Below are 17,121 nucleotides of genomic sequence, written 5' to 3'. Positions count from 1 at the left end.
GCGCCCTTTGCGTTTTGAGGAGGTGTCAGGCCGGGGCCGTCAGCGCGACCTGCACCTTGGCGAGGGCGGGATCGAGCGCCACGGAGGCGAGGCGCGTATCGTTGGAGAGCGCGGTCAGAGTGAGCGTCTGGTCCTGCACGCGGAAGATCCGGCACAGCGTCGTCGCCTCCGAGGCGTCGCGCAGCATCACCGACAACGGCGCGATGTGGGTCTCGTCGGCGATCTTCTCCGCCACGAGCGCAAGCCGCGTCGCCGCCGCCGCAAGCTGCTCGGTGCGGTGTGCGGTCGTATTGGCCGCGAGCGGCAAGCCTTCCTCGTTGGTGAGCAGCACGGTCTGGAAGCGGCCGACTTCGGCGATGCGGTCGAGCAGCGGCACCAGCTCGCGGCGCCGGCCCGGCCGGCTCGCGAGCTGCGCCAGATCCAGCGAGATGCGCTCACGCTCGACCAGCGGCGCCAGCACATCTTCGATCGCGCTGCGCAGGCTGGTCTCCCGCTCGATGGCGTCGTGGCTGCTCTGCTCCTGCAACTGGTCGAGGCTGGCCGCCTGCATCTGCACCTGCCGGCGCAACAGCTCGCGGGACAGCGCGCCCTGGCGGGCGCCGAACAGATAGCCCGAGGTCAAGAGCAGAATGGCGGCGCCGAGGCCGCTCACGATGGCATAGATCGTCATGGTCGCTTCGTCGCTGTGAGTTGACTGCAATCATCGACGCCCGCAATGCGCAGCACGGCCTTGCGGTCGCCCGCGACCGCCTGGGCATCGCCGCGCGCCTCGCCGGCGCCGGCCGCGCGCACCGACATCCGCTGCGCGGGGAGGCCCTCGCGCTTCAACTGGGCCGCGATCTCCTTGGCGCGCGAATAGCTGAGCAGCACGTTCAGATCCTCGGTGCCGCTGGCATCGGTATGCCCCTCGATGATGATGGTCGCCTCACCGTGGCGCGCGAGCGCGCGTTGCAGGATCGCCAGCGACCGCTTCATGTCGGCAGGGTTCGGTCGTGCGCTGCCGCGCTCGAAGCCGACCGCCAGCGGCGCGAAGCACTCGGCGGAGGGCTTCGCGGGTGTCTGGGGCTCCGGGGGCGCTGCCGGGGCGACCGGCGGTGTCGGTGGAGCGATCACGGCGGGAGCGATCGCGGGCGGCATCGGCGGCGTCGCGACCGGTGCCGGGTCGACGATCCGCGCCTCCCGTCGCTTGGGTGCCGCGTCGGCAACGGGGGCGTCGCGCTGCGGCACGGCCGTCACCGGCATTGCGGCCGTCGCGACCGGCGGCGTGGCGGTGCCTTGCTGCCAGAGCGCTGCCGACATGACGGCGATCAGCGTGCCGGCGACGGCGAAGGCCGCGGCGAGCCAGACCGGCGCCTCCTCGCCGGCCACGGTGCACGCATCGATGCGCATGGCGGTCGAAGGCAGAGCGGAGTTCGGGGAGGGCGCCAGCATGTCAGCCCACGGGCACCTTGAATTTCGGCGTGATCAGGTCGATGCCGCATTCGAGCCCCGCGCACCACGCGATGAACTGGCGCGACATCGTAGCATCCGGAAGCAGCGCGCCGTGCTGCGGGGCGATGATCTCGATGTCGAGCGTGCTGACCATCTGCGCCCACGCCTTCATGACGCGGTTGGAGACCATGTAGCGCCGGTGAAAGCCCTCCATGAAGCGCGTATGCGCCTTGAAGTCGCGCACGACGGTGTAGTCGACGCCGATCGAGGCGCCGAGGTCGCCGCTATAGAGGATCTTCGAGATCGGATCGTAGAGCTGGAAATTGCCCTCACTGTGCAGGAAGTGCGCCGGCAGCGCGTACAGCCTGCTGCCCGCGAGATCGAACACCATGCCCTCGTCGGGGATCGGCTTCAGCCGGTGGGCAACGATGTGGTCGAAGCCGAAATGCGGCACGAAGCGGGTCCACAGCTCGGAGATGTAGGCGTCGGCGTCGGTCGTCATCAGCCAGCCGTTGATCGCCGCGACGATGTCGGGATCCTGGTGCGACAGGAACAGATATTTCAGCCGCCCGCCCGAGAGCTCGCTGAAGGTCTCGCTGAGCACCCTGGAATAGACCTTGTGGCCGCCCGGATCGAGCAGCATGCCGACGCGGTCGTGGATGATCAGATGCTGGTTCGCCTGCACCGCGTGGTCGCCGGCGCCGAAATCCTCCAGCAGAATGTTCTTGTGAACGCCGTCGTCGTAGAGGACGGTATTGGCCATGAAACTACTCCCGCCGGCGCCGCGCCATCGCAGCGCGCCGGCTCATTGGACGACGGTGCGCTACAGTACCTTCTGCAGCGATCTGACGGCTTCGCGCATGTCGAAGAAGGTCAGCCCGAGCTTGCTGTTCTCGTTGGTGAGCGCGAGCAGCAGCGCGCCGCGGCCGGCGCTGACCAGCACGGCATAGCCGGACTCGCCGCGGATGATGACCTCCTGCAGATGGCTGCGGCCGAGCTCCATGGCGGCGCGGCCGCCGAGCGACAGCAAGGTCGCGGTCATGCCGGCAACCCGCGTCTCCTCCATGTCGGCCGCGAGCACGCTCGCGATCATCAGCCCGTCCTCCGAGATCAGCGCGCAGGCCTCGACCCCGAACGAGTCGCTCTGCAGCTTGCGCAGAACCCGGTTGATTTCATCGAGTCGTGACATCGGCTTCTCCTCGACGGCGCGCGGGGCAAACTTGGAATGAAACTGGGTTTGAGCCATGGCGGGGTCCTGGTCATCATCTTGAGCTGTTGAAACGGAAGCGGTCGGAATGTCGATTTGTGCAGTAACGAAGGAGGGATACAGCGGGTCATCCGGGACCAGCGTCGTCGTCTGTTCCGGACTGCCGTCCGGCGCCGTCAGCGCGCGTGTCTCGATCGTATCAACCGCATCGTCGAGCGCGCGCTGCTCGGCCTTGATGCGTGATCGCGAGACCGGCGGATCCATCGCCTGCAACTGGGTCACCAGCGCCTGGCGGGCCGACTGGTAGACTTCGGCGCGGCGTTCGGGGGTGGAATCCGGCAGGCTCTCCATCGCGCGCGACAGCAGGATGAAGTAGTCGGCGGTGGTCACGGGCAGGGCTGCCGCATCCTCATGCGGACCGTGCGCTCGGCTCAGCAGGCTTGCGAGGCGTCCCATCGCTCTCTCGTCACTCTACGCAACTAACGATGCATAAGGTTAGGTCGGTGCAAGGGACAGGACGAATGATCTGAATCAAATTAACTAAAATCAGGACCAGACTGCGTAATCCCGCCCTCAAGTCGACCGCAGCAGATCATCGTGTGGCCACGATTGCCGCCAATGCGCCGTATTGCCGCCGCGTTCGGCGCAACTGCGCCTCGGTCGCAGCCAGAATCAGCTACGATCACGGCGACGAATGGCGGCGCGGGGAGGGCAATGTGAACGTCCGGGACTATGTGCAGCGCGATGCGACGGCGCTTGCCGCCGCGGTGAAGGGCGGCGAGACCCATGCGGCGGAGCTGCTGCAGCTCGCGCTGGCGCAGAACGAGCGGGCCCAGCCGAGGACCAACGCCGTCTGCAGGCTGATGGAGCGCGAGGCCCGCGCGCAGCTCGCCAAGCCCGCCAACGGCCCGCTCACCGGCGTACCGTTCCTGATCAAGGACTGCGCCCAGGACTATGCGGGCCTGCCGACGGCCTATGGCAGCAAGGCGCTATCCGGATTCGTCGCCGGCGAGCATGCCTCGGTCGTGAGGCGGTATCTCGAGGCCGGCCTCGTAATCTTCGGCAAGACCAACCTGCCGGAGCTCGCGCTGAAGGGCGTCAGCGACTCCCGCGCCTTCGGCCGCGTCAGCAACCCCTGGAATCCCGCACATACGCCCGGCGGCTCCAGCGGCGGCGCTGCGGCGGCGGTCGCTTCGGGCGTCGTGCCGATGGCCGCCGGCAATGACGGCGGCGGCTCGATCCGCATTCCCGCCGCCTGCTGCGGCCTGTTCGGCCTGAAGCCATCGCGCGGGCTGATCTCGTCAGGGCCCGGCTTCGGCGAGTACTGGTTCGGCGCATCCAGCGAGGGCGTGTTGTCGCGCAGCGTCCGCGACACCGCGCTCGCGCTCGACGTCATCGCGGGCGGCGAGCCCGGTGATCCCTTTCTCACCGCCGAGCCCGGCGTGGTCTACGCCAACGCGGTAGCCCGCGATCCCGGCCGCCTGCGCATCGGCTACACGGTGGCGTCGCCGATCGGGACCGAAGTGCATGCCGAGGCGAAGCTTGCGGTCGACAACGCCGTGAAGCTGCTGCAGGGCCTTGGTCACGAGGTCGAGGAGGCCTCGCCCGACATCGATGGCGCCGCGCTCGCGACAGCGTTCCTGCACATCTATTTCGGCCAGGTCGCGGCGCTGGTCGCCGACGCGCGCGGCAAGGGCGCCAGGCGCGAGGAGTTCGAGCTGCTGACGCGGGTGCTGTCGACGCTCGGCGGCGCGATCTCGGCCGGCGCGCTGACGACGCAGCTCTTGAAATGGAACGAGTTCGCGCGGGCGCTCGCGCGCTTCCATGCCCGCTACGACCTGCTGCTGACGCCGACGCTCGCGCATCCGCCAATCCGGCACGGCGAGGGCGATCCGAGCACCGCCGAGCAGACCCTGCTCGACATGCTCGACCGCATCGGCCTGCTCGGGCTGATGACGCGCTGGGGCCTGCTCGACGGCATGATCGACAAGATCGCCCGCGACAGCCTGCAATATGTCCCGTTCACGCAGCTCGCCAATCTCACGGGCACGCCGGCGATGAGCGTGCCGCTGCACTGGACCGCCGACGGCCTGCCGCTCGGCGTGCAGTTCGTGGGCCGGCTCGGCGACGAGACGAGGCTGCTGCAGCTCGCCCGCCAGCTCGAGCAGGCGCAGCCCTGGTTCGCGCGCCTGCCGGACTGGGTGATGCAGAGCTGACCACACCCGGCGGGCCGGTTCGAGCGGCGCGGTCGTGCGTCGCACGACGCCGTGCACGTCCATCGCGATTGCGTGCGCGCTGTTTGTGGTGTTCTATCTTAGGTGGAGCGCGGTCGCCTAAGCCGCGCCGGCTCGGCGACGTTCTTCGGACGGCCACGTTCTTCGGACCCGGCACATCGCACGTCGCTGCCGTCGTGCGGAAACTACTCCGCGTCGCTTCCGACGGTCCGCTGGTCCGGTGCCGTGCCATGCACGTTGGCGATACTTTCAGAGGGCGGGATCATGAACGTCACAGTCTATTTCGCGACCAACAGGCAACCGATCACGGCTGAAGGCACGAATCAGATTACCGGGTTCAGCTCCGAGCTCGGTCCCGTCAACGGCTTGAACATCAGGTATGGCCGGGCCGAGATCGCGGTCGATCTGCAGGCATCGAGTTATGCCCTGGTGCCTGGATCGCTTCATGTCGAGGACGAGCAACTGATCTTTCCGCAAGGCTCCCGTGCGGTCCTCGGCAGCAATACGATCTTCGGCGCCCTGCGCACCGACATGCTGGCGAAGGCGCGGCCGACGCTGGCGTTCATTCACGGCTTCAGCAACAGCTTCGTCGACTCGATCGAACGCGCCGGGTGGATCTCGGCGTTCTACGGGATCGACGCCAACATGTTCGTGTTCAGTTGGCCGTCGGTCGCCTCGCTGGTCGGCGTGCCGCTGCCCTTTGTGGACTACCAGCACGATCGCAAGACGGCGGCGGCATCCGGCCCGGCCGTGGCACGCACGCTGCGGCGGCTCTATGATTTCGTCGACGGGCTGCCCGAGAGTGAACGCTGCAACCAGAGCATTCATCTCATCTGTCACAGCATGGGCGTCTATGTCCTGCGCAACGCGTTGCAGGCCTTGATGCAGATGCCCGACCCGGTCGCCGGCGCGGCCATGGCCGGCGGCGTTCCGGCGATGGTGCGGATGGGCGGGACGCAGCCGTCCCTGACCGGATTGCGCAGGACCTTCGACAAGGTCGTGCTCGCGGCGGCCGACGAGGACGCGGACGCGTTCGACGACCCGGCGAAGCTGAAATATCTGCCGCGCACCGCGAGCAGCGTCACGGTCTATCACTCGACCAAGGATTGGGTGCTCAATACGCTGAGCGCGGGCACGAAATTCAACGGTCCGCGGCTCGGCAGCGACGGTCCCGACAACATGGGCAGCGTCAGCGACAAGGTCACCGCGATCGATTGCTCGGATGTGACGACGTTCGAGCAGGACCCGCAGCAGCACCAGTATTACCGGATCTTCCCGGTGGTCCGCGACGACATCGTCCAGGTGCTGCAGGGCGTGCCGCAGAACCAGGTCAGCAACCGCGATCCGGTGGGGTCGGGACGCTACCGCATTCGGCCGCAGGCCCGCTTGGCGGTCAGGGCCACCAGTCCCAAGCCGCGCGCCGCGAAGGCGCGCGTCGCCAAGTCCGGTGCTGCGAAGAAGAGGGCGGCCGGCGGGAGCTGAGCGCGGGACGCAGGCGCGCCCGCATGGGCCGGCTCGGCGACGAGACGAGGCTGCTGCAGCCCGCCCGCCAGCTCGAACAGGCGCAGCCCTGGTTCGCGCGCCTGCCCGACTGGGTGGTGCAGAGCTGACGATCTCAGCGTTTGATGATGACCACTTCGAGATACTCCGACGGCACCACCATCGTGCCGTCCTCGGCGCGATTGAGCGTCCCGATCAGGGCCAGCATGTCGCGCTTGAGATCGGCCTGGCGGTCGCCATCAAGCGCAGCGAAGGCCTTGAGCACCGGACCATAGTAGGTCTTGAACACGTCGACGAAATGCTCAGGCGAGCGGTAGCGCATCGCGAAATGACGCCGATGGCAGCGAATGTCGGTGGCATCGGCGAACATCTCTCGGATGCGTGCCTCGGTGCCCCACAGCGCCGGCGATCTGGCGCCGGCGGGCGGTGGCAGATATTTGCCGAGCGTCTTGAACAACTGGCCGATGAAGCCGTCGGGGGTCCAATTGGCCAGGCCGATCTTGCCGCCGCTGCGGCACACCCGGGTGAGCTCGGCGGCGGCGCGCTCCTGCCGGGGCGTGAACATCACGCCGAATGTCGAGACCACCACGTCGAATGTGCCATCGCCGAACGGAAGCGCCTCGGCATCGGCCTCCTGGAACTGCACGGACAGGCCGTCGGCGGCGGCACGCTGGCGCCCGCGGTCGAGCAGGGCAGGCACGTAGTCGGTCGAGACGACGTTGCACCAGCGCCGCGCCGCAGCCAATGTGACGTTGCCGTTGCCGGCGGCCACGTCGAGCACCTTCTGGCCGGCGCGGATGTCAAGCTCCTCGCAGAGTTCCTCGCCGACGATCTGCAGCGTGTTGCCGACGATGGCGTAGTCGCCGGACGACCACGCGCTGTGCTGGCGTGCCTTGAGCGCGGTGAAATCCGGCTCTGCGGTCACGCCGGCCTGAATTGCAGCTGATGCGGTCATGATGGTCTCCTCCGGAGAATGCAGCGCTGTTGCGCGCGCTGGTGTGTGGAGACGTACGCGGCAGGCCTCGGGCAGCGCTATCCAGATCGCGACACGGCCATCCGGATCGTGAACTTTTCGAGCGCCGCCGATGACCCATAGGCAATTGGACGTCGTCGCATGATGGACGGAGATCAGGTTCCCCTGGCGGCGCGGCAGCCTTTGCCACGCAGCGTGCGCCGCGCGCTCGAAGCGATGCACGACGACCTCGGGCGGCGCTGGACGCTGGCCGATCTGGCGAAGATTGCCGGCGTTTCCGGACGGACCTTGCAGCGCCAGTTCGTCAGGTCGATCGGCCGGTCGCCGCAAATGGTCCGGCAGGAGATCGGCTACGCGCGCGCCCGCGTCGAGTTTCTGCAGGGGCGCGCCGGCGGGAAGGTGATGGACGTCGCGCTGCGCTGCGGCTTCCCGCATTACGGCCGCTTCGCCGCCGGCTATCGTCGCTGCCACGGCGAGACGCCGTCGGAAACCCTGAAGCGGCAGGCGGTCTTGATGGCGCAGCTCGCCGCGTCGCGCACCACCATTGCGCCGGTGCGCGATCGGCCGACCATTGCCTTCGCCATGATCGCCACCGATCCGAGCGTGCGCGAGCTGGCGGACGACCTCGCGGCCGAGCTCACGCTGGCGCTGACCCGCGCGGGATTTGCCGTGACGATCCAGCCGCGCGCGGCGCGCTACCGCATGAACGCGTCGCTCCAGGGTCGGGATGGCGCGTCACGGCTGCTGCTGCAGCTGATCGACCAGGACAGCGGCGGGCTGATATGGGCGCATCGCGGCGAGGTCATGCTGCGGTGGGAGGCCGACGGTCACGAACGGTTGGCCGCCCGCGTGGCGGCGTCGCTGCTGCAAAGCCTGCGCCGCGCCGAGATCGATCGGGCGCTGCGCAAACCGGATGAGGATCTGACCGCGCAGGATCTCGCGCTGCGCGCCATGCCCGGCGTGCTGTCGCTCGACGCCGACGGCAACCGCAGTGCGCTCGAGCTGCTGCATCAGGCCATCGCCCGCGATCCCCGCCATGCCCTGGCCACGGCGCTCGCGGCCTGGGCCTACGGCCAGCGCGCGGTCTATCATTTCGGCACCGCGCCCGGGCAGGACCGGCAGCTTGGTCGCGCCCTGGCGCAGCGCGTGCCGACCGAGCTCGCGGATGCGACCGTGCTGTGCGTGCTCGGCAACGCGCTCACCTTGCTGGATGAGCTCGCCGAGGCCGAGCAGGTGGTGGGTCGGGCGCTCGCGCTGGATGGCGGTGCCGCCTGGGCCTGGAGCCGCAGCGGCTGGCTCGATGTCTATCGCGGCGATGCCGTGTCGGCGATCGAGCGCTTTCGGATTGCGCTGGATCTCGCGCCGCAGGACCCGCTCGCCTTCAACGCCATCATTGGAATCGGCTGCGCGCATTTCGCCGCCGGGACCTACGCGGAGGCGGCGCGCTGGCAGCAGCGCGGCCTCCGCGAGCACCCGTCGTCGCTGTGGGTGCACCGGACCATGTGCCCGTCCCACGTGCTGGCGGGCGAGCGATCCGCGGCCCTGCGCAGTCTGCAGGCGCTGCGTGCCGGCTATCCGGACCTGACCCTGGCCGAGGTCCAGCGCGGCATGCCGCCGCTACCGGACGCCTATTCGGCCCGGGTATTCGAGGGATTGTCCGACGCCGGCCTGCCGGCGTAGCGGCGGCCGGTCACCGTCATCTCTTCGGCATGCCGATGGCGCAGCCGAGCCCGTCGGGCTGCGGCAGCGCGGCATGCGCCTGCAGCACGCGGGCGATGTTGGCCTGGATGTCCGGCGGAAACGGCGCGACCTTGCGCTTGGTCATGTCGATATGCACCGACATGCCCTCCGAACTCGCCGAGATCCAGCCTTCGTCGGCGTGGCGGAGCTCCTCGAACGTGTGCAGCCGCTTCTCGTCGGCACCGATCAGCCAGACCGCGACCTGCACCGGATCACCCAGATGGATCTCGCGCAAATAGCGCACGTGGCACTCCGTGATGAAGGTCGAGCCCTGCCGTTCCTTCATGTAGGCCGGTCCGATGCCGAGCTCGGCCCATAGCTGGTCGATCGCGCGGTCGAACATCACGTTGTAATAGGCCATGTTGAGATGGCCGTTGTAGTCGATCCATTGCGGCTCGATCTGCATGATGGACGACAGGAACGGCCCCGCGCCGGCTTGTATGGGCACTGCATTATCGCTCATCGGCTCTTCCGTTTGCTCCCTTGACCCCTGTTGCGTCCTTTGCCACGGTCCGCCCAACTTTCGGAGGAAGCAGTGGCGACGACGATCCCCCATCACGATTTGAAGCGGCCCGCGCCGGAGGCGCTCAAGAGCGCGCTCGACGCACTCGCGGCCCGCTTCGGCAACCGCCTCATCACCTCGCAGGCCGTGCGCGAGCAACATGGCCATACCACGACCTGGCTGCCGACGCAGCCGCCGGATGGCGTGGTGCTGGCGCAGGAGACCGCCGACATCCAGGACGTCGTCCGCATCTGTGCGCCAAAGGGCGTGCCGATCATTCCGTTCGGCACCGGCACCTCGCTGGAGGGCCAGGTCAATGCGCCGGCCGGCGGCATCTGCATCGACATGCGCGATATGAACAAGGTGCTGGAGGTGCATGCCGAGGACCTCGACTGCGTGATCCAGCCCGGCATCACCCGCAAGACCTTGAACGAATATCTGCGCGACCAGGGCCTGTTCTTTCCGATCGATCCCGGCGCCGACGCATCCCTCGGCGGCATGGCGTCGACGCGGGCCTCCGGCACCAATGCGGTGCGCTACGGCACCATCCGCGAGAACGTGCTGGCGCTGAAGGTCGTGCGCGGCGACGGCGAGATCATCAAGACCGGCACCCGCGCCAAGAAGTCCGCGGCCGGCTACGATTTGACGCACCTGTTCATCGGCGCCGAGGGCACGCTCGGCATCATCTGCGAGATGACCATCCGGCTGCGCGGCATTCCCGAGACCATCGCCGCGGCGTCGTGCTCGTTCGAGACCGTGCGCGGCGCCTGCCAGGCGACGATCCTCGCGATCCAGACCGGCATTCCGGTGGCGCGCATCGAGCTGCTCAATGCGGCGCAGGTCAGGGCCTGCAACGCCTATTCCAAGCTGACCCTGCCGGAGACGCCGCTGCTGCTCTTGGAGTTTCACGGCAGCGAGGCCGAGGTCGCCGAGCAGTCGAAGAACTTTGCCGAGATCGCCAGGGAGTGCGGCGGCGGCGACTTCGCCTGGACCACCAAGCCGGAGGATCGCACCAAGCTGTGGCAGGCGCGTCACGATGCCTATTGGTCCGTGAAGGCGATCCGGCCCGGTGTCGGCGTGGTCGCGACCGATGTCTGCGTGCCGATCTCCAGGCTCGCGGACTGCGTCACCGAGACCGAGGAGGACCTCGCGCGTCTCAGGCTGACCTCACCGATCGTCGGCCATGTCGGCGACGGCAATTTCCACTGCTCCTTGATGTGCGACGTCGACGACGCCGACGAGATGGCCCGCGGCGACGAGTTCATGCATCGCCTCGTCGAGCGCGCGCAGGCCATGGGCGGCACCTGCACCGGCGAGCACGGCATCGGCCAGGGCAAGCAGAAATATCTCGAGTCCGAGCTCGGCCCGGAAGCGCTCGATGCGATGCGCGCGGTGAAGCAGGCGCTCGATCCGCAGAACATCTTCAATCCAGGCAAGATCATCCCGGCGCGCTGATTGGCAATCCAAGCCGAGCTGGGTTTCGGATTTGGGTTCGGCGTGCAGGCCCGCTGCTCACATAGGGCCGCTGCTCACATCTCCCAGCTCGCGGGAGATGTCGGAATGCATCACGATTCACCAAATAGAAAACGCCGCCGCGTTCGACACGCGGCGGCGCTTTGTTTCCGTGCAGATCAACGGCAGACGCGGCGCGGTCCCCACGGGGTCGGCCGCACCCAGCAGGTGCGCGGGCCGTAGACGCCGTAGCCGTAGGGGCGATAGACGCGCGGGGCGGGCCGGCAGCGGCCCCAGCGGTCGGGGAACCAGCCGGGACCACAGCCGCCGGCGACGCGCTCGACATTGCTGTCCGGAGCAGCCGGCTGGGCCGGCAGCGTGAAGGCCTGCGCGGCCGACGCGCCCAACATGACGGTCGCGGCGAGCAGGGCGGAGGTGAACAGATTGCGCATTGCAGTGCGGTCCTCTCGTTGGTTTCGAAGCAGTGCAGTCCTTAGACGTCGTCGGGCAAATTTTGGTTTCGCAATTTTTTCGAGGTCGCGAAACCTCTTCCCAGTACCATAGAGCTCTCCACGACGCCGGTCGCCCGATGCAGCTCTGCCGATCATGTGGCGCATCGCTGCAGTGTCGATGCCATCGTGCGGTCTTCTAGCAGACATTCGCTGCAAGGAACATGAACGATCGGCGGCGTGTCCCGCTGGCTTTCGTCGCAGGCAGCATCATTTTCCGCCTTGCTGCGCCTTTGCGTCCTTCAGCGCCGTCCTGCAGCCGTCGGAGAGCTTGTCGAACTTCTCGATCATGCATTGCTTGATGCGGCCGCCGCCCGGCATGATTCCAGTACAGAGCGTGCGCACATCGTCGCCGCAGGCCTGGCGCATGGCGCTCCTGTCCTGAGCCTGGGCGGTCGTGCTGGAGATGACTATCAACAGCAGCGGAAGCAGCTTGTGCATGATCGATGATTCCTCTCTCGCCGCGGCCGACGCGCCGGGCCTCGTGAGGCGGTTGTCTCGCCGATGAATTTAGCGGGCATATGTCGACCGTCGCCGCAACGTGTAACGGTTTGTATCACGAGGTCACTGCGCAGAGCGCAAGCGTCCGCCTGGCGCCGGGGTCGTCGTCGACCACGGCGGCGCTCGTGCCGCCATTCCCTCAAGCGTGCACATCCGAGGCACTGCTGCGCAGCTTCCGCAGCGCGTGATCGACGCTGTGGAACACGCGCTCCCGGGGCAGCACATCGTACAGGCCGAACCGTTCGAAGGCCGCCTGGGCCCGCAGCGACTCCAGCCGCGCCACCGCGAACACGATACCGGCCTCGTTGCAGATATGGATCACGTCGCGCAGGGTCTGCGCGGCGGTGAAATCGATCTCGACGATGGCGCTGGCCTCGAACACCACCAACCGCGGCTTGCGGCTGCGCAGCAGGCGCTGCATGTCGGCGCGGAACGTCGCCGCATTGAGGAAGCTGAGCGGGGCCTGGAAGCCGACCACGGCGATGTCGGACAGTTCCTCGCCCTTGATCTGCGGATGCGCCGGCCACCAGATCGTCGTGTCCGGCACGCGTTGGAAGGCGATGAGGTGGGCGCGCGTCGTGCTCCAGATGCCGTGCAGCAGCGACAGCGCGATGCCGAGCGCGACGCCCTGCTCGATCGGCAGTGCGACGATGGCCACCGCGGTGGCCAGGATGAGCAGGAACTCGCCCTTCGACGCACGATAGACGCTTGTGATCTGCGCGACGCGGATGATGCGCAGCGCGACGAACAGCAGCACGCCGCCGAGCGCTGCCTCCGGGACGTTCGCAAGCAGCCGGGCTCCGAACAGCACGAGCAGCAGCACGATCCCAGCGGCGAGCAGGCCCGCGACCTGCGACCGGCCGCCGGTCTCGACCACGATGCCGGTGCGCGGTGGACTCGCATTGACCGGAAACGCGCCGAACAATCCGGCCAGCAGGCTGCCGGCACCGGCGCCGAGGAAGTCGCGGTCGACGTCGGCCGCGCGGTCGGGATCGGAAGGGAAGGAGCGCGTCGTCGCCGACGTCTGCACCATCACCACGACCGCGATCAGGAAGGCGAGCGGAACCAGCTTCGCCCATTGTTCCGGCCCGATCAGCGGCACGGACGGCATCGGCACCGTGCCGGCGATCTCGCCGATGACGGGCACGCCGCGTCCCCGCAGCCCGGCCGAGAGCACGAACAAGGTCGAGGCCGTAAGCGCGATCAGCGCGCCGGGAATGCGGGCGCTGATCCGCTCGCAGACCGTGATGGTCGCGAGAGCGCCGAAGCCGATGAGCATCGTGTACCCGTTGGCCTTGCCGAGTTCGCCAGCGAGGGTGGCGATCCGCGCCAGCGTTGGCCCGTTCGGTGACGGCAGGCCGAGCACGCCCGGCAATTGCGAGACGATGATGTGCACGGCGATGCCGGCCAGGAAGCCCACGGTGACCGGCACCGACAGCAGGTTGGCGATGCCGCCGAGCCTGAAGCCGCCGGCCAGCACCAGCATGACCCCGACCAGCAGCGCCAGCGCCGCAGCGAGGCTGCCGTATTCAAGCGTGCCGCTGGCCGCGAGCAGCGCCAGGCCGCCGGCGAAGATCGGCGTGATCGTGGAATCGGCGCCGCAGGACAGGAAGCGGTTGGCGCCGAACAGCGCGAACCCCAGCGATCCCGCCATGAAGGCGAAGAAGCCGGTCTCGGGCGTGAAGCCGCCGAGCTTGGCGGTCGCCATCTGCTCGGGGATCGCGATCGCCGCCAGCGTCAATCCGGCGGCGAGATCGGCGGGCAGGGCGCTGATCCGCCAGCCTCGCAGCGAGCGGAGCATCGGCCAATGATGGTTGCCGTCGTGGCGTGGTTGCTCGATCATGTCGATGCCTCCGAGCGCATCACGGTCGAGTTGTTCGTCCGCTCACGCAAGATCGCGATCCCAGGGCGGCTCCGGCGCGAACGCCGCGGCGAGGTGGTCGATGAAGGCGCGCACCTTGGCCGACGGCGTGCGGTCCGGCAGATAGACGGCGTGCACCGCCAGCAGGTCCGAGGGCGGCACCTCGAGCGTCAGCGGCACCAGCCGGCCCGCGCGGATGTCGTCGCCGACGATGAAGGTCGGCTGGTAGATCACGCCCTGTCCGGCCAACGCCGCCGCGAGCAGCGCATCGCCATTGTTGGCGCGCAGATTGCCGCTCACGGTGACATCGACCGCGGCTTTGCCGCCCATGCGCCAGCGCGACGGGCCGGCCGCCGCCAGCGTATAGCCGAGGCAGTTGTGACCGGCGAGATCGGCCGTGGTGCGCGGTGTCCCATGCACGGCGAGATAGGACGGCGCGGCGCACACCATCATCCGGCACGGCGCCAGCCGCCGCGCCACCAGGCTGGAGTCCTTGAGCGTGCCGATGCGGATCGCGATATCCCAGCCTTCCTCGATCAGGTCGACCAGCCGGTCGTTGAGGCCGAGCTCGACGCTGACGCCGGGATAGAGCGCGGCGAAGCCGGCGAGCAGCGGCGCGATCTGGCGCGTGCCGAAGGCGAGCGGGACATTGAGGCGCAACAGCCCGCGCGGCTCGACGCGGTCGGCCGCGATCGCGCTCTCGGCCGCCTCGAAGTCGCCGAGCACGCGCTCGGCAAGGTCGAGATAGCGGCGTCCGGCCTCGGTGATGGTCAGCCGGCGCGTGGTGCGGTGAAACAGCTTGGTGCCGAGTCGCGTCTCCAGCGCCGCGAGGTGTTTTGTCACCATGGTCGGCGACATGCCGAGCACGCGGGCCGCGCCCGACAGGCTTCCGCAGCCGGCCACCTTCGAGAGCACCTCCAGTCCGGTCAGCCGGTCCAACACTGGATCATCTCACTCTTGGAGTGTGAACTTATTTTCCATTGTAGCGGATTATCGTCTGAGGGGAAATGATCCATATGGCGGGAAGTCCCCACGGAGGTCCCGATGATCGATTCCCGTACTGCGCCTTATGCCGCGCTCCTGCTCCGCCTCACTCTCGGCGGGCTGTTCCTGGCCCATGCCAGCCTCAAGCTGTTCGTCTTCAGCCCGGCCGGCACCGCAAAGTTCTTCGGCAGCATCGGCCTGCCGCCCGAGCTGGCCTATCTCGTGATCGCCGTCGAGATCCTGGCCGGCATTGCCCTGATCCTCGGCATCGCCACCCGCTGGGTCGCGCTCGCCGCCGTGCCGATCCTGCTCGGCGCCATCTTCACCGTGCATGGCTCTGCCGGGTTCTTCTTCAACAATCCGAAGGGCGGCTGGGAGTATCCGGCGTTCTGGGCCGTCACGCTGGTGATCCAGGCCCTGCTCGGCGACGGCGCCTATGCGCTGGGCAGCCTTCGCAGCGGCCTTGCCGGCGGTCAACTCCGCAGCGCACACTGATCGTCATGGTTGGTTGACTGCCGCGACAATCTCAGTGTCGTCCCCGCGAACGCGGGGACCCATAACCACAAGCGGACTTGGGTCGAGCACGCTGGTCGACGCGCAGCCTGCCTCAAATGCTGATCACGCGGTATGGGTCCCTGCTTTCGCAGGGACGACGGCTGTGGGTTGGGTTGACAGGTGGACATCCCTATATCGCCCGAGGAGCCATGACATGACCCTGCCCAGCATCTTCCTGTCGCACGGCTCGCCGATGCTGCCGCTCACGGATTCGGCCGCCCGTGACTTCCTCGTCGGCCTCGGCGGCAGCCTGCCGCGGCCGAAGGCGATCCTGGTGATCTCGGCGCATTGGGAGACCGACATCCCCGCCGTCAATGCGGTGGCCTCCAACGAGACCATCTACGACTTCTACGGCTTTCCCCGTGAGCTCTATCAGTTGCGCTATCCCGCGCCGGGGGCGCCCGATCTCGCGCAGGCCGTCGCGGCGCGGTTGCAGGCGGCCGGCCTGCCGGTCGGCATCGACCGCGAGCGCGGCCTCGATCACGGCGCCTGGGTGCCGCTGCTCCTGATGTACCCGCAGGCCGACATTCCGGTGCTGCAGCTCTCGATCCAGACCGAGCAGGGCCCTGCGCATCATCTCGCGCTCGGCCGTGCGCTGGCGCCGCTGCGCGAGGAGGGCGTGCTGATCATCGGCAGCGGCAGCTTCACCCACAATCTCGGCGAGTTCCGCAAGCGCCGGCTCGACATCGACGATCCCGCGCCGTCCTGGGTGGTCGACTTCGCCGACTGGGTGCACCAGGCCGCGATCGAGGGCCGCGTCGATGATCTCGTCGACTACCGCCGTCTCGCCCCGCACGCGCGCGACAACCATCCGACCGACGAGCACTTCCTGCCGCTGTTCGCCGCGCTCGGCGCCGCCGGCGAGGGCGCCCGCGTGGAGCGCCTGCACAACAGCGCCAATTACGGCGTGCTGCGCATGGACGTGTATGCGTTCCACGGCGCAGACGAGGCGAAGGCTGCGGCGTGAGCCGTTGACTTGTTAGTTCGATCTGCATCTGCCCGTCGGGCTCATTTTGCCCGACGGGTTACTTTGTCGCAGACGATTTCGCTTGCGTCGTCGGGCAAATCACCGCGATCCTTCCGCGCATCCCGCCTCACTTGCGGAGGGGCGTTGCGCGCGATCGTCACGACACGCGAGGCGGGGAGCGGTGGCCGCGAGAACTCGCAGCATGTCCTTTCGATGTGCGGACGAACGAAGCTCTTGCGGACGTGAAGTTGCAGGGTTCTGATACCTCGACGCTGGTATCACCGCGCAACGCGTGAAACGCGTTGTCGCGCATGGCGGCCAACAAGCCGAGCGCCAGGAAGCCTGCATATAAGCGTGAAGACTATCGCGCAGGGAGGGCCGGGCGATCTCGGCTGAACCTGTGGTACCTGCCGCCTGCATTTTTTGAGCAGGCGGGCCACGGGCGCGGCCAGCGCCCGGCCTTCCCTGCGCCCTCCTGATTGATGAGGGTGAACGGACGTTGCACAGCCCGGGCATGTCATGCCGCGGAATTGCAGACGCGCGTCTGTTCGATCGATGGATTCAAGCTATCGCCACAATCGTCATTGCGAGCGCAGCGAAGCAATCCAGAATCTCTCCGCGGCACGAGTCTGGATTGCTTCGCTGCGCTCGCCATGACGGAGGAGAGGAGCTGCCTCCAATCTGTGCGCCGCACACATGACCTCG

At 67.9% G+C, this 17,121-nt stretch carries 16 protein-coding genes; 6 read left to right on the top strand and 10 right to left on the bottom strand.

Annotated elements, in window-relative coordinates:
* Positions 1–25: 25 nt before the first annotated feature.
* The 4 genes from QX048_RS23205 to QX048_RS23190 all read right to left on the bottom strand — a co-directional run bounded on the left by QX048_RS23205 (position 26) and on the right by QX048_RS23190 (position 3,094).
* A complete protein-coding gene (locus tag QX048_RS23205; protein ID WP_315713402.1) occupies positions 26–670 on the bottom strand; it encodes a hypothetical protein in 645 nt (214 codons plus the stop codon).
* The gene (locus tag QX048_RS23200) at positions 667–1,368 is read right to left on the bottom strand and encodes an OmpA family protein (RefSeq protein WP_315713401.1); all 702 of its coding nucleotides are present in this window, start codon (positions 1,366–1,368) and stop codon (positions 667–669) included. Before QX048_RS23200 ends, QX048_RS23205 begins: the two co-directional genes overlap by 4 nt.
* Before the next feature lie 64 nt (positions 1,369–1,432).
* Positions 1,433–2,194 (bottom strand): MBL fold metallo-hydrolase, encoded by a 762-nt coding sequence (locus QX048_RS23195; RefSeq protein WP_315825260.1) that lies wholly within the window; start codon positions 2,192–2,194, stop codon positions 1,433–1,435.
* A 60-nt stretch (positions 2,195–2,254) separates the two neighbouring features.
* Positions 2,255–3,094 carry a roadblock/LC7 domain-containing protein gene (locus QX048_RS23190; protein ID WP_315825259.1) on the bottom strand — a complete coding sequence of 280 codons (840 nt, stop codon included), beginning with the start codon at positions 3,092–3,094 and terminating at the stop codon, positions 2,255–2,257.
* 260 nt (positions 3,095–3,354) lie between these two features.
* Between QX048_RS23190 and QX048_RS23185 the strand changes: the two genes are divergently transcribed.
* Together QX048_RS23185 and QX048_RS23180 are read left to right on the top strand one after the other, a co-directional pair.
* Positions 3,355–4,854 (top strand): amidase, encoded by a 1,500-nt coding sequence (locus tag QX048_RS23185; protein ID WP_315825467.1) that lies wholly within the window; start codon positions 3,355–3,357, stop codon positions 4,852–4,854.
* A 282-nt stretch (positions 4,855–5,136) separates the two neighbouring features.
* Entirely contained in the window at positions 5,137–6,354 is a 1,218-nt protein-coding gene (locus QX048_RS23180) for an alpha/beta hydrolase (RefSeq protein WP_316191432.1), read from the top strand.
* Positions 6,355–6,487: 133 nt separating this feature from the next.
* Here the strand turns inward: QX048_RS23180 and QX048_RS23175 are convergent, their stop codons facing one another.
* On the bottom strand, positions 6,488–7,327 hold the full coding sequence (locus QX048_RS23175; protein ID WP_316200736.1) for a class I SAM-dependent methyltransferase: 840 nt from the start codon (positions 7,325–7,327) through the stop codon (positions 6,488–6,490).
* 159 nt (positions 7,328–7,486) lie between these two features.
* Here QX048_RS23175 and QX048_RS23170 point away from each other — a divergent pair, with 159 nt between their 5' ends.
* Positions 7,487–9,025: a helix-turn-helix domain-containing protein gene (locus tag QX048_RS23170; protein WP_315825255.1), complete on the top strand. Its 1,539-nt coding sequence runs from the start codon at positions 7,487–7,489 to the stop codon at positions 9,023–9,025.
* Between the two features lie 16 nt (positions 9,026–9,041).
* On the opposite strand, the gene QX048_RS23165 is transcribed toward QX048_RS23170, so the two are convergent.
* Positions 9,042–9,548, bottom strand: coding sequence for a thioesterase family protein (locus tag QX048_RS23165; protein WP_315825254.1), 507 nt, complete (start codon positions 9,546–9,548; stop codon positions 9,042–9,044).
* A 72-nt stretch (positions 9,549–9,620) separates the two neighbouring features.
* Here QX048_RS23165 and QX048_RS23160 point away from each other — a divergent pair, with 72 nt between their 5' ends.
* Positions 9,621–11,042 carry an FAD-binding oxidoreductase gene (locus QX048_RS23160; protein WP_315713393.1) on the top strand — a complete coding sequence of 474 codons (1,422 nt, stop codon included), beginning with the start codon at positions 9,621–9,623 and terminating at the stop codon, positions 11,040–11,042.
* Between the two features lie 176 nt (positions 11,043–11,218).
* Here the strand turns inward: QX048_RS23160 and QX048_RS23155 are convergent, their stop codons facing one another.
* From QX048_RS23155 to QX048_RS23140, 4 genes are all read right to left on the bottom strand, one after another.
* Complete coding sequence (locus tag QX048_RS23155) at positions 11,219–11,491, bottom strand: GCG_CRPN prefix-to-repeats domain-containing protein (RefSeq protein WP_315713392.1); 273 nt, start codon at positions 11,489–11,491, stop codon at positions 11,219–11,221.
* A gap of 267 nt (positions 11,492–11,758) precedes the next feature.
* Positions 11,759–11,989: a hypothetical protein gene (locus QX048_RS23150; RefSeq protein WP_315713391.1), complete on the bottom strand. Its 231-nt coding sequence runs from the start codon at positions 11,987–11,989 to the stop codon at positions 11,759–11,761.
* 199 nt (positions 11,990–12,188) lie between these two features.
* Complete coding sequence (locus QX048_RS23145) at positions 12,189–13,892, bottom strand: SulP family inorganic anion transporter (RefSeq protein ID WP_316200737.1); 1,704 nt, start codon at positions 13,890–13,892, stop codon at positions 12,189–12,191.
* A gap of 42 nt (positions 13,893–13,934) precedes the next feature.
* Positions 13,935–14,852 carry a LysR family transcriptional regulator gene (locus tag QX048_RS23140; RefSeq protein WP_316200738.1) on the bottom strand — a complete coding sequence of 306 codons (918 nt, stop codon included), beginning with the start codon at positions 14,850–14,852 and terminating at the stop codon, positions 13,935–13,937.
* Between the two features lie 102 nt (positions 14,853–14,954).
* On the opposite strand from QX048_RS23140, the gene QX048_RS23135 reads away from it, so the two are divergent.
* Together QX048_RS23135 and QX048_RS23130 are read left to right on the top strand one after the other, a co-directional pair.
* Positions 14,955–15,389 carry a DoxX family protein gene (locus QX048_RS23135; RefSeq protein WP_316200739.1) on the top strand — a complete coding sequence of 145 codons (435 nt, stop codon included), beginning with the start codon at positions 14,955–14,957 and terminating at the stop codon, positions 15,387–15,389.
* Between the two features lie 214 nt (positions 15,390–15,603).
* Entirely contained in the window at positions 15,604–16,416 is an 813-nt protein-coding gene (locus QX048_RS23130; RefSeq protein WP_316200740.1) for a class III extradiol ring-cleavage dioxygenase, read from the top strand.
* The last annotated feature ends 705 nt before the right edge of the window (positions 16,417–17,121 follow it).

The sequence above is a fragment of the Bradyrhizobium sp. SZCCHNS30572 genome (genome assembly GCF_032484415.1).
GTDB lineage: Bacteria > Pseudomonadota > Alphaproteobacteria > Rhizobiales > Xanthobacteraceae > Bradyrhizobium.
Note: the sequence above shows the minus strand (reverse complement) of the source record. Positions and strands in the feature narration are given on the sequence as shown.